Genomic DNA, 12113 nt, shown 5'->3' with positions numbered 1-12113 from the left:
AGAACGATATGAAAATCATCAACGGCGGCGTGTGTGCCGCCAAGGGCTTTCGCGCAGGCAGCATCCGCTGCGGCATCAGGGAAAGCCGGAGCGGTGACGACACCGCCGTTATTTGCAGCGAGTGCGAATGCACCGCGGCGGCGGTTTACACGATGAACCGCGTCAAGGCCGCGCCGCTGTATGTGACGATGGAGCACCTTGAGGACGGCGTGGCGCGCGCGATCATCGCAAACGCGGGCAACGCCAACGCCTGCGCGCCCGACGGCATGGAGAACGCACGCCGCATGGCAAGGGCGGCGGCGGCGCTGCTCGGCGTGGAGGAGACTGACGTGGTTGTCGCGTCCACAGGCGTGATCGGCCAGCGGCTGGATATCGCGTGCATCGAGCAGAACCTGCCCGGGCTGGTGCTCGAGGACGATGGCTCGGAAAAGGCCAATTACGCCATCATGACGACCGACACCAAGCCGAAAACGGCCGCGGTCGAGTTTAGCGTCGGCGGCAAGACCTGCCGCATCGGCGGCATCTGCAAGGGCAGCGGCATGATCCACCCGAACATGGGCACCATGCTGGCCTTTCTGACAACTGACTGCGCTATCACGCATGAGATGCTGGCCGATGCGCTGCAGGAGAGCGTCAAAAAGACCTATAACCGCGTCACGGTCGACGGCGATACTTCGACCAACGACATGTGCATCATCCTTGCCAACGGCAGGGCGGAAAATGAGCTGATCGAGTGGCAGGACGAGGCCTATCAGGCATTCGTCAAGGCGCTGGGCGAGGTCAATACCCGTTTGGCGCGCCAGATCGCGGCCGACGGAGAGGGCGCAACCAAGCTGGTCACCTGCACGGTCGAGCACTCCCGCGCTGAGGAGGCGGCCGAGCGGCTGGCTAAGGCAGTCGTCGGCTCCAGCTTGGTCAAGGCGGCCATGTTCGGCGCGGATGCCAACTGGGGGCGTGTGCTGTGCGCGATGGGCTATTCCAAGGCGCCCTTCCGCCCGGAATATGTTTCGGTGGCCTTTTTGTCGGCGGCGGGCAGCGTCAAGGTGTGTGAAAAGGGCGAGGGGCTTGCCTTTGACGAGGCGCTCGCCAAACAGGTGCTTTCCGAGAGCGAGGTCACCATTTTGGTGGACGTAGGCGAGGGTGCGCACAGCGCCACTGCATGGGGCTGCGACCTGAGCTATGATTATGTCAAGATCAACGGCGATTACCGCACCTGAGCCGGGGAAGAAGGAAAAAGACGATGGATATACAGCATGACGCGGAGCTGAAGGCCAGAATACTGGTCGAGGCGCTGCCTTTCATCCAAAAATATTACGGCCAGACTGTTGTCGTCAAATACGGCGGCAATGCGATGATAAACGAGGAGCTGAAAGATGCGGTCATTCACGATCTGGTGCTGCTCAATCTGGTCGGCATCAAGGTGGTCGTGGTGCACGGCGGCGGGCCGGAGATCAATGAGATGCTTGCCAAGGTCGGCAAGGAGGCGCGCTTTGTCAACGGCCTGCGCTATACCGACCGCGAGACCATGGACATCGTGCAGATGGTGCTGTGCGGCAAGGTCAACAAGGATTTGGTGACGCTTTTGCAAAAGGCGGGTGGGCGCGGCATCGGTCTGGGTGGCATGGACGGCGGACTGTTTCAGGCCAGGCGGATGACCGACCGCGCGGGCACGGATTACGGCTATGTGGGCGACATTGTGGACGTTGACCCCGCGCCCGTGATCGACATGCTGGCGCAGGGCTACATTCCGGTCGTGTCGACCGTGGCGCGAGGCATCGACGACGAGACCAACTACAATATTAACGCGGACACGGCGGCAAGCAAGCTGGCTGTCGCGCTGGGCGCGAAAAAGCTCATCCTGCTGACCGATGTGCGTGGTCTGATGCTCGACCCGAAGGACGACTCTACCCTGCTGACCAACCTGAAGGTGTCCGAGGTGCCCAAGCTGATGCGCGACGGCGTGATCAAGGGCGGCATGATCCCCAAGGTGGACTGCTGCGTTGAAGCGGTGCGCAAGGGTGTCGATCAGGCCAACATTCAGGACGGCCGCGTCAAGCACTCCATCCTGATCGAGCTGCTCAGCCGGGCGGGCGTGGGCACGATGTTCCAGTAACGCGCGCGGCAACGATGATGTGATACAGTAAAGTGAAGTGACGATATGACCTACGAACAACTGAAAAACGAAGAAAGTAAGTATGTGATGAACACCTACGGCCGCTTTCCGATCGCGCTCGACCACGGCGAGGGCGCGGTGCTGTGGGATGTGGAGGGTAAGCGCTATATCGACCTGACATCGGGCATTGGCGTCAACTGCCTTGGATACAAGCACGATAAGCTCATCGCCGCCATCACCGAGCAGGCCGGCAGGCTGATGCACGTTTCCAACCTGTTCACGACCGAGCCGATGATCCGGGTGGCGCAAAAGCTGGTGGAAAAGAGCCACCTTGGCGGCAAGGTGTTCTTCGCCAACTCGGGCGCGGAGGCCAACGAGGGCGCGATCAAGCTGGCGCGTAAATATTCCTTTGATAAATACGGCGAGGGGCGCTGCAAGATCGTCACGCTGCGCAACTCCTTCCACGGGCGCACCGTGACCACGCTCAAGGCGACCGGGCAGGATCGGTTCCACAACTATTTCTTCCCGTTTACCGAGGGCTTTGATTACGCCGAAGCAAACGATATCCGCAGCATGCGCACCAAGGCGGATGACATGACCTGCGCGGTGATGATGGAGCTGGTGCAGGGCGAGGGCGGCGTGCTGCCGCTGGATAAGGAGTTTGTCAAGGCGGTCGAAGCGCTCTGCCGGGAAAAGGATATGCTGCTCCTCATCGACGAGGTACAGACCGGCATCGGCCGCACGGGCAGCCTGTTCTGCTTCCAGCAGTATGGCATCACGCCCGATGTTGTGACGATGGCCAAGGGGCTGGGTGGCGGTATGCCGGTCGGCGCGGTGATGGCAGCGGCAAGCTGCGCGAATGTACTCACGCCGGGCACACACGCGACCACCTTTGGCGGCACGCCGATCGTCTGCGCGGCGGCAAATACTGTGCTTGACATCGTGGGCGACGGGCAGTTTCTGGCGCAGGTGCGCGAAAAGGGCGAATACCTCAAAAACGGCATCCTTGCGCTCGGCTCGCCCGCCATCCATGACGTGCGCGGCATGGGGCTGATGCTCGGCATCGTTGTGGACGAGGGCAAGCACACGGCGTTTGCAAACCGGCTGATCGAAAAGGGCGTGCTCGTGCTGACGGCGGGCAGCAGCATCGTTCGCCTGCTGCCGCCGCTGACGATCACCCGGGAGGAGCTGGACGAGGCGCTCGCGGTCATGCGGGAAGTGTTCTGAACGGCCTTGGCGCGCAACACCATCTTTTTATGATATCATACGGGCAGGGGCAGCGGCCGCGCGTCCCATCCACGCCCATCGGAAAGGGGTATTACTAATGAAGCATTTGCTCAAGCTGCTCGACTGCTCGACCGAGGAAATCATCGGTCTGCTCGATTTGGCCGACCAGCTCAAATACGAAAAAAAGCATAACATCTCCCACCGCCATCTGGAGGGGAAAAGCCTTGGCATGATTTTTCAGAAATCCTCCACCCGCACCCGTGTTTCGTTTGAGACCGGCATGTACCAGCTCGGCGGGCAGGCGCTGTTTCTGTCCAACCGCGATTTGCAGATCGGCCGCGGCGAGCCGGTGCAGGATACCGCGCGCGTGCTCTCCCGCTATCTGGACGGCATCATGATCCGCACCTACGCGCAAAAGGAGGTCGAAGACTTGGCGGGCTACGGCACGATCCCGGTCATCAACGGCCTGACCGACTTCTGTCACCCTTGTCAAGTACTGGCTGACCTGATGACCATCCGCGAGAAGTTCGCCGTGCTCGAGAGCCTCAAGCTGTGCTACATCGGTGACGGCAACAATATGGCAAACTCGCTGATCGTCGGCGGCTTGAAAACCGGCATGAAGGTGTCGGTCGCCACCCCGGCGGGCTACCGTCCGCATGAGGACGTTCTGGCCTTTGCCGCGTCCAGTCCGGACTTCTTGCTGACCGACGACCCGCTGAAGGCGGCCGAGAACGCCGACGTCGTCATCACCGATACTTGGGCGTCGATGGGACAGGAGGAGGAAAAAGCGGTGCGCCTGAAGGCATTCGAGGGCTATCAGGTCAACGACGCGCTGCTGGCCGCCGCCAAGCCCGGCTGCATGGTGCAGCATTGCCTGCCTGCCTACCGCGAGCAGGAGATCACCACCAAGGTGTTCGAAGCGCACGCGGAGGAGATATTCGAGGAGGCCGAAAACCGTCTGCACGCGCAAAAGGCCGTCATGGTAACGCTGATGGGCAAGCGCGAAGCGTAAAACCGCATAGGGCAAACCGCCGCGACGCAAAGGGCTGCGCCGCGGCGTTTTTTGTGATTGGGCGCGCGGTGTGGCAAGAAGGGACTTGTAATTATCTGGCTGATACCGTATAATGACAGTGGCAATATGCCGAAAGTGAGGTTTCAACTATGCTGATTGCAGTGAATGCCGGCAACAGCCACGTTTTATTGGGCGGCTACGAGGGGGACGAGCAGATTTTCAGCGCTTCCATCGCGGCAGAGCCTAAGCAGACGGGGGAGTTTTACGCCTATTCGCTGCGGCAGCTGTTCGGGCTGTACGGTGTGGAGGCAAGGCGCATCCGCGGCGCGGTGCTCAGCTCGGTCGTGCCGGCGATGACGCCGGTGCTCGAAAAGGCGCTGCGCCTGCTGGGTGTGCAGGATGTGATCGAGGTGTCCAGCGGCGTCAAAACCGGACTGAACATCCGCTCGGAGCAGCCGCGTCAGGTCGGCTCGGACCGCGTTGCGGCGGCGGTGGCCGCCCGCGCCAAGGGTGAGCTGCCCTGCGTGGTGGTCAGCCTTGGCACGGCGACCACTTTCACCGTGCTGGACGAGGCGGGCGCGCTGGTCGGCTCGGCGATCACGGCGGGGGTGCATCTGTCGCTTGACGCGCTGCGCGCGCAGGCGGCGCAGCTGCCCGCCGTGGCGATCGAGGGTGCGTGCGGCGGCATTCTTGCCCGCAACACCGAGGACGCGATGCGCGCCGGCGCGGTATACGGCGCGGCCGCGATGGTCGACGGTATGATCGAGCGCTTTGCGCAGGCGCTGGGCAAGCAGCCCTGCGTGGTCGTGACCGGCGGCACCGCACCGCTCATTATGCCGCACTTGCGCACTGCGCATGTGTACGACGAAAGCCTGCTGCTCGACGGGCTGCGCATGATCTGGAAACGAAACCGAAACTGAGGGCGGTATTGCAAAAAAACAGCCCTGTACCTTCGCAATATTAGGAGGACGGGAGCAGGAGGAAAAACATATGAAACAGAGCAAAATGGATGTCAAGCTGTTGGCGCAAATGGCGCTGCTGACCGCGCTGATGCTGGTCATGTCGTTCACACCGCTGGGCTATATCCCGCTGCCCTTTATGAATGCGACGACCATGCACATTCCGGTCATCCTCGGCGCGTGCCTGCTCGGCCCGAAGATGGGCGGGGTGCTGGGTCTGGTGTTCGGCGTGACCAGCGTGGTCAAGGCGACGCTGACGCCCAAGATCACCTCGTTCGTGTTCACCCCGTTTTACAGCTTCAGCCCGGAGTTTCACGGCAGCTGGATGAGCCTGATCGTGGCCATCGTGCCGCGCATGCTGATCGGCGTGGTCGCGGGGCTGGTGTTTGAGGCGCTGATGCGGGCGACCCGGGGGCGGCAAGCCATTGCGCTGCCGGTTGCGGGCTTTATCGGCTCGATGGTCAACACGGTGGGCGTGATGGGATTGATTTACCTGCTGTTCGGTGAGCAGTACGCGCTTGCGGGCGGCACCGATCCCAAGCTGCTGCTCGGCGTGATTATGGGCGTGGTCGGCATGAACGGCGTGCCGGAGGCGATCATCGCCGCCGTGCTCACGCTGGCCGTCGGCAAGGTGCTGCTGGCCGCATTTGGCCGCAGAACGTCGGCCTCGCAGCAGCAAAGCGCTACTTAACGCATGATATAAACCGAAAAAGGCCGCGCTCACGCGGCCTTTTTTCGCATAGAAGGAGGATGTACGATGGAGGAGATTGGCATTTTGGAGGTCGGCGGCTTTGCAGCCGGGCAGGCGCAGGACGAGACGGCAGGCACCGGCCTTACCGTCTTCCTGTTTGACGAATGTGCCGCGGCGGGCGTGGATATCCGGGGCGGTGGCCCCGCCAGCCGCGAAACGCCGCTGCTGTCGCCCGTAGCTGACGCCGCGGGCATCCATGCACTCGTGCTGTCGGGCGGTTCGGCTTTTGGGCTGGACGCGGCGGGCGGCGTGATGCGGTTTTTAGAGGAGCGAGGCATCGGCTTTGACGTGGGCGTGACCCGTGTGCCGCTGGTGTGCCAGTCTTGCCTATTCGATCTGGCGGTCGGGGACAAGGCCGTGCGGCCGGACGCGACCATGGCCTACCGTGCATGCGGGCAGGCGTCGCGTGAGCGGTTTGATGAGGGCTGCGTGGGCGCGGGCGCGGGCGCGACGGTCGGCAAGCTGATGGGGCGGGACTGTGCGATGAAAAGCGGCATCGGCGCATATGCGGTGCAGGCCGGCGGGGTCAAGGTGGGCGCGGTCGTCGCGGTCAACGCGCTGGGCGATATTTACGATATTGACACGGGCGCGCAGATTGCCGGACTGCGCACCGAGGATGGGCGCGGCCTGCGCTCGTCCGAGCAGCTGCTCTGCGCGCAGGCCGGACAGGCGCGCAACCCCTTTACCGACCACACCAATACGACCATTGGCGCGGTGTTCACCAACGCCGCGTTTGACAAGGCACAGCTGACCAAAATTGCTTCGATGGCGCAAAACGGCCTGGCACGCGCCATCCGCCCAGTGCATACGACGGCGGACGGCGATACGGTTTACGCGGTTTCGACCGGCGCGGTGGCGGGCGACCTGAACGCGGTCGGCACGCTAGCGGCGTATGTGATGGCCAAGGCGATTGCGCGCGCGGCGTACACGGCTGAACCGATGTTCGGCCTGCCATCTGCCCGTTCGCTGGCGGCGATTTGAAAAATTCTGCCAAAAACGACGGCGTTCTCCATCCTGCGGGACAGAGAGCGCCGCTTTTTTGCAAGGGGGAGAACTTGCCAAGCACAAGGACTTATAATCCCGCCAAAAATCGTCAAAGCTGCGCAAAGGTTGACAGGCTGTTTTGCCGCCGCGCGTGACATAGTAAATGCGGAGGTGAAAAAAGTGCAGCGAAACAACATGAAAAAAATCGCAATATCCCTGATGCTGTCCCTGTGTATGCTGGCGGCCGCCGGCGCGGCGGAGATCACATCGCTTATCCCAATCGGCCATACCGTAGGCATTAAGATGAACGCCGAAGGCGTGCTCGTCGTGCGCTTGACCGAGGTGCAGACAGGCAGCGGCGCGGTTTGTCCGGCGCGCAGCGCGGGTCTGAACGAGGGCGATATGATTGTGCGCGTGGGCGGCACGGCCATCGACTCAAACGACAGCCTGCAAAAGCAGATCGCGCTTTCTGCCGGGCATCCGGTCGAGATGGAGATCGTGCGCAGCGGCGCAAGCCAAACGCTGACTGTCACACCGTGCGCCGATAAAAAAGGTGTTTACCGCATCGGCGTGCTCGCGCGGGACAGCATGGCGGGCATTGGTACGCTGACCTATGTCGACCCTGAGACGGGCGCGTACGGCTCGCTCGGGCACGGCATTTGTGACAGCGAGACCGGTGTGCTGCTACCGCTGCGGGATGGCAGCCTGCTGCATTCGACGGTAGGCTCGGTGCAGCGCGGTAAGGCGGGCGAGCCCGGCGCATTGCAGGGCGAGTTTGCGGCCGATACCGAAGTCGGTACCGTGCGGGAGAACACCGAAAGCGGTATTTTCGGCATTCTGACTGACAAAACGCTGTATGACAGGCTAGAGTCGGTGCCGGTCGCCGCAGCGGGCGAGGTGCAGCTGGGCGAGGCGGAAATCTGGTCAAATGTCGAAGGCGACACGGTACAGCGTTATTCTGTGCAGGTCATTAAGCTTTATCCGGCGGACGATGAGTACGGGCGCGGCATGATGCTGCGCGTGACCGACCGCGCGCTGCTGGACAAGACCGGCGGCATCGTACAGGGCATGAGCGGCAGCCCTGTGCTGCAAAACGGCAAGATCATCGGTGCGGTGACCCACGTGTAAGTAAGTATTATGATACCGATAAAGCTACTTATCAAAATTATATAAAAGTGTTTCCTCAAATTTGTATACTTTCGATTAAAAAGACTAGATTCAGGCAAAAGGAAACAAGAAGGCATTTGGACATTGCTCCAAATGCCTTTTTGCTAATATAAATTTATTTGACTGTTCAGATAAGGAATCAAAAGGCTGAGTATAAATATAGTAACAGTGAACTTAGTCTTTGAATTGGTTGCTTTTTGGTGAACTTCTGACGGCCTACTGGAACGTCGGTCGGATCATCTGCGAGTACGAGCAGTTTGAACCGGATCGGGCAGACTATGGCAAGCAGACAATAAAGGAGCTATCCCGCACATTAACACGGGAATTCGGCAAAGGCTTTTCAAGATTGAACCTGTGGAATATGCGCCAGTTCTATCTGGCCTATCCAAAATGCCAGACACTGTCAGGCAAATTAAGTTGGTCCCACTATAGTTAATATCCCGAAACCTGTAAGGGTGCGGTAATCCTACATGAAACCACTTTTACCTGCATCATTTTCACATACGATGCTGCCGGCAATGTGATTCTGCTGGAAGTGTTCATCAAAAATCACAAACGAAAGACAGAGGCAGCGCTTGAAGCTGCACGCACAAAAATGCGCCGAATTGAACTTGATCCGCCGCCTTACACCTATCACATCATATCTCCAGCTCTACGCATTTTTCACAAATTTTCGTGTTGTACCTAGTGCTCCTTGACCAAAGCTACAACGGTGAGCTGCTGCTCGATGTGCAGAGCATCAAGGTAGAGGCAACCGGGTACAACACGGTCACGGACAGCCATCCGCATACAGTCACCAGACCCCACGAACTGGCCTATAACGACCGAAGCCTTGTGTCGGAGACCGTGCAGGCAGATGGGATGTCGCTGGCGCTGACAAACCTGAGCTGGTCTGAAGCTGCCAATGTGGAGGATTCCGACATGCCCGCCGCATGGACGGCAACGGCCACCTATAGCAAAACGACCTATACGACCTGCGAGGTGGCGGACGGATACCGCGCCACAGCGATTTACAAGGGCGAAGTGGGAAAAAGCAGCGCCGGCAACGTGGTCTACACCGTAACCTATAACAGCAGCAAGATCCCGGTCCTGACAGGGCTCGACCCGGATATCACAGTATCGCAGCTTGCTCTTGCGGCAGGGCTGGCGATCCTGCTCCTGCTTGCGCTGGTCTTTCGATATGTCCACTGGCATATCGCCCGTGTTTACGTCTATAACGAAGAACGCCGCATCCACGACGTCGTGAGCCGCCAGTATGTGCGGGTGCGGATGCCGAAGATACAGCTTTCTGCTTTATAGGGTCATGAGGGGACCGGGTACACGGTCATTTTGCGCCGGTGCCTTGCCAAACGGCTGGTAGGCCGGGACATCGCCATCGAGACGGCGTTGAAGGCCAACATCATGTGGTGGAGTCGTTTGTAGGGAGTAATGATGCGTTTCAGATGAGGATATGAATCAGAATACACGGCATATACTATTGACGGCATATCGAAGTTTTGATATTATTTTGATATAAGAAAGTGAGGTGCGTAGTATGCCTACCATACGTCCCAGCTCTGATCTGCGCAATGGTTATAATGAAATTTCTGAATTCTGCCATAAACACCGCGAACCGGTATATCTCACCAAAAACGGCGTTGGTGATCTGGCGGTGATGAGCATTGAAACCTATGAAATGCTGGTCGGCAAGTTTGAGTTGTATCACATGCTGGAAAAAAGCCTGCGGGAAATCGAACAGGGTGACGGCATATCGCTGGATGAAGCTTTTGATAAGATAGAAAGCAGGCTGGCAGATGATGCAGTATAAAATTAACCTGAGCCGTTCTGCACAAGCGGATATCAACGCGATTGCAGACTATATTGCGGATAATTTGCAGGAGCGGCAAACCGCGCTGCAGTTGATACGCGGGATCAGGACAGCGATCGCATCGCTTCAGACAATGCCGGAGCGGTATCCTGTGGTGCGGGATGCTTTCCTTGCATCTATGGGCATTCGGATGTTTCCCGTGAACCGGTACCTTGTGTTTTATACGGTGGATCATGCCAACACTACGGTGAATGTCCTCAATGTCAAATATGGGCGGCGCGAATGGATTGGCCTACTGTCGAATGAATGGAACGAAAACAAATAAAATATGTCCCTGCCTTTTTTCAAGGCAGCCGTTTCCGCATCGAATCTAAAAGGCAGAAAAGCAAACCGAATCACAAATTGACGAAAAAACCTAACACATCCCCCGTCTTTGTTAAGAGAGCCGCTTTCAGCGGCATATCCCTCAAAGACGGGGATTTTTTGTACAGAGGAGCTGAATTTTATGAAAACAACAATCAAAAGGGCGCGGGGCATGTGGACGGGACAAGCGTCTGGGATGGAAATATCACCTTGTGCGGACACAACCGCGGCTCGTGGCCGTATTAAGTCTAATGGTGTGATGTCAATAGAGAGATAGCGAAAAAATGATTTAATTTTTCATCTAAACCGGCCATAAGTGGCAAAAAAGCGTACACCAACTAAAGCCCTGCCTGTGAAAATTTTTCGACAGGGCCTGCTTCAACCGGGAGGAGTTGCTGCAATCAGCTCTCCGGCACGATATACAGGCGGTTGTCCTTCAGCAGTCGAAAGACAACACGAACCAGTTTTCTGGCAGTCAAAGCGAGTGCGCGTTTGTGCTGGAACTTATTGACCTCATGGAACTTTAGGTCATAGTAGCGCCGGAACTCGGAGTCGCATCTTCTCACTGAGTTGGCGGCTTCCAGCAGGTAGTAACGGAGGTAACGATTACCGGACTTTATCATTCTGGTATTCTGCGCTTCAAAGTCACCGGACTGGTGCTGTGTCCAGACAAGACCGGCGTATTTGGCAACAGAAGCCTGAGATTCAAAGCGGCGGATGTCGCCGATCTCGGCGATGATACCGGCAGAGTAGACCTTCCCGATGCCAGGGATAGAGGTCAGGGTGTTGGGGATGATTTCAAACTGTTGCTCAATGGCTTTCTCCAGCACCTTGATCTGGCTCTCCAGTGCCCGCATGGAAGCAATGGAGACAGACATGGCCTGATTGATGGAGTCATTGACAGTCTTGGGCAGTCGGTAGGAACCTCTGGCAGCAGATTGTACCGCCTTTGCCGTAGCTTCCGGATCAGCGAACCGGCCACGCCCCGCCGCAGAAACAAAAGCAGTCAGGGTCTCAAGATCGCAGTTCGCCAGCTCGTCCACCGTTTCAAAGTGTTCCATGAGGGCTAGAGTAGTGGCGCTGGTGTTGGGTATGTCCTTGTTCTGCGCAATACCGGAGCATTTGAGAAACAGGTAGTTAGCAAAGCGCTGTTTCTCTCTAGTCAGGTTCTGAACGGCGTCAAATCTGGCTCTGGTCAGTGTTTGCAGGGAACGGTAACGGTAGTCATCCATGTAGACCTCCGAAGCAATTCTGCCGAATCTGAGATGGTCGGCGATGACGAAGGCATCCACATAGTCATTCTTGGGCAGATCCGGATAAGCATCCTTGAATTTGCGAACCTGCTTCGGATTGAGGACATGGATATGACGCTGGTAGCGACCCAAAGAGCCATCCTCCCGGAGGGCGTAAACCAGGCTGTCACCGTAGATGGAGGTTGCCTCCATGCCGATGGTCACTTCGCTGAGCTGGAGTTTGTCCAGCGCCGACACAATTCTCTCTGAGAGCATTTTAGCACCGCCCAGGTTGTTTTGTACAGAGAATGTACTGAATTTGGTTCCGTCCGGTTTCATGAGGCAGACAACATTGTTCTTGCTGCTCACATCAATGCCAACAAAAAGTGGATTCATTGATTTCACCTCCCTGTGTAGTGATTTTCAGGTCAGCAGGCTTTGAGATACCCATGATAACCGGAGCATCCGCTACCTCGCGTATCAGAATCATTCCGGGGC

13 protein-coding genes are annotated in these 12113 nt (G+C 58.1%); 12 read left to right on the top strand and 1 reads right to left on the bottom strand.

What is annotated here, in order from left to right; genetic code table 11:
- The first annotated feature begins 8 nt into the window (after positions 1–8).
- The 12 genes from argJ to MR935_RS06255 all read left to right on the top strand — a co-directional run bounded on the left by argJ (position 9) and on the right by MR935_RS06255 (position 10345).
- On the top strand, positions 9–1217 hold the full coding sequence (gene argJ / locus MR935_RS06310) for a bifunctional glutamate N-acetyltransferase/amino-acid acetyltransferase ArgJ (RefSeq protein WP_290572027.1): 1209 nt from the start codon (positions 9–11) through the stop codon (positions 1215–1217).
- Between the two features lie 23 nt (positions 1218–1240).
- Positions 1241–2113, top strand: coding sequence for an acetylglutamate kinase (gene argB, locus MR935_RS06305; RefSeq protein WP_290572026.1), 873 nt, complete (start codon positions 1241–1243; stop codon positions 2111–2113).
- A 45-nt stretch (positions 2114–2158) separates the two neighbouring features.
- A complete protein-coding gene (locus MR935_RS06300) occupies positions 2159–3340 on the top strand; it encodes an aspartate aminotransferase family protein (RefSeq protein ID WP_290572024.1) in 1182 nt (393 codons plus the stop codon).
- Positions 3341–3437: 97 nt separating this feature from the next.
- Entirely contained in the window at positions 3438–4352 is a 915-nt protein-coding gene (gene argF / locus MR935_RS06295; RefSeq protein ID WP_290572023.1) for an ornithine carbamoyltransferase, read from the top strand.
- Between the two features lie 149 nt (positions 4353–4501).
- Positions 4502–5272, top strand: coding sequence for a type III pantothenate kinase (locus tag MR935_RS06290; RefSeq protein ID WP_290572021.1), 771 nt, complete (start codon positions 4502–4504; stop codon positions 5270–5272).
- Between the two features lie 70 nt (positions 5273–5342).
- On the top strand, positions 5343–6002 hold the full coding sequence (locus tag MR935_RS06285) for an ECF transporter S component (RefSeq protein ID WP_290572019.1): 660 nt from the start codon (positions 5343–5345) through the stop codon (positions 6000–6002).
- 66 nt (positions 6003–6068) lie between these two features.
- The gene (locus MR935_RS06280) at positions 6069–7043 is read left to right on the top strand and encodes a P1 family peptidase (RefSeq protein ID WP_290572018.1); all 975 of its coding nucleotides are present in this window, start codon (positions 6069–6071) and stop codon (positions 7041–7043) included.
- A gap of 174 nt (positions 7044–7217) precedes the next feature.
- Positions 7218–8174 carry a SpoIVB peptidase gene (gene spoIVB / locus MR935_RS06275; protein WP_290572109.1) on the top strand — a complete coding sequence of 319 codons (957 nt, stop codon included), beginning with the start codon at positions 7218–7220 and terminating at the stop codon, positions 8172–8174.
- Positions 8175–8394: 220 nt separating this feature from the next.
- Complete coding sequence (locus MR935_RS06270; protein WP_442863021.1) at positions 8395–8649, top strand: DUF1016 N-terminal domain-containing protein; 255 nt, start codon at positions 8395–8397, stop codon at positions 8647–8649.
- Between the two features lie 251 nt (positions 8650–8900).
- Positions 8901–9512 carry a hypothetical protein gene (locus MR935_RS06265; protein WP_290572016.1) on the top strand — a complete coding sequence of 204 codons (612 nt, stop codon included), beginning with the start codon at positions 8901–8903 and terminating at the stop codon, positions 9510–9512.
- 235 nt (positions 9513–9747) lie between these two features.
- Positions 9748–10020: a type II toxin-antitoxin system Phd/YefM family antitoxin gene (locus MR935_RS06260; protein WP_290572015.1), complete on the top strand. Its 273-nt coding sequence runs from the start codon at positions 9748–9750 to the stop codon at positions 10018–10020.
- Complete coding sequence (locus tag MR935_RS06255; RefSeq protein ID WP_290572013.1) at positions 10007–10345, top strand: type II toxin-antitoxin system RelE/ParE family toxin; 339 nt, start codon at positions 10007–10009, stop codon at positions 10343–10345. The genes MR935_RS06260 and MR935_RS06255 overlap by 14 nt, the downstream gene beginning before the upstream one ends.
- Positions 10346–10784: 439 nt before the next feature.
- On the opposite strand, the gene MR935_RS06250 is transcribed toward MR935_RS06255, so the two are convergent.
- Entirely contained in the window at positions 10785–12011 is a 1227-nt protein-coding gene (locus MR935_RS06250) for an IS110 family transposase (RefSeq protein WP_290572012.1), read from the bottom strand.
- Positions 12012–12113: the final 102 nt, after the last annotated feature.

The sequence above is a fragment of the Agathobaculum sp. genome (assembly GCF_022775115.1).
Lineage (GTDB): Bacteria > Bacillota > Clostridia > Oscillospirales > Butyricicoccaceae > Agathobaculum.
The sequence above is the reverse complement of the archived record's forward strand: the minus strand, read 5'-3'. Positions and strand labels throughout refer to the sequence as shown.

What these genes read in the sequence shown, in the direction of transcription:
- argJ (WP_290572027.1), top strand. Translation starts at nt 9, where the DNA reads ATGAAAATCATCAACGGCGGCGTGTGTGCCGCCAAGGGCTTTCGCGCA.
- argB (WP_290572026.1), top strand. Translation starts at nt 1,241, where the DNA reads ATGGATATACAGCATGACGCGGAGCTGAAGGCCAGAATACTGGTCGAG.
- MR935_RS06300 (WP_290572024.1), top strand. Translation starts at nt 2,159, where the DNA reads ATGACCTACGAACAACTGAAAAACGAAGAAAGTAAGTATGTGATGAAC.
- argF (WP_290572023.1), top strand. Translation starts at nt 3,438, where the DNA reads ATGAAGCATTTGCTCAAGCTGCTCGACTGCTCGACCGAGGAAATCATC.
- MR935_RS06290 (WP_290572021.1), top strand. Translation starts at nt 4,502, where the DNA reads ATGCTGATTGCAGTGAATGCCGGCAACAGCCACGTTTTATTGGGCGGC.
- MR935_RS06285 (WP_290572019.1), top strand. Translation starts at nt 5,343, where the DNA reads ATGAAACAGAGCAAAATGGATGTCAAGCTGTTGGCGCAAATGGCGCTG.
- MR935_RS06280 (WP_290572018.1), top strand. Translation starts at nt 6,069, where the DNA reads ATGGAGGAGATTGGCATTTTGGAGGTCGGCGGCTTTGCAGCCGGGCAG.
- MR935_RS06260 (WP_290572015.1), top strand. Translation starts at nt 9,748, where the DNA reads ATGCCTACCATACGTCCCAGCTCTGATCTGCGCAATGGTTATAATGAA.
- MR935_RS06255 (WP_290572013.1), top strand. Translation starts at nt 10,007, where the DNA reads ATGATGCAGTATAAAATTAACCTGAGCCGTTCTGCACAAGCGGATATC.
- MR935_RS06250 (WP_290572012.1), bottom strand. Translation starts at nt 12,011, where the DNA reads ATGAATCCACTTTTTGTTGGCATTGATGTGAGCAGCAAGAACAATGTT.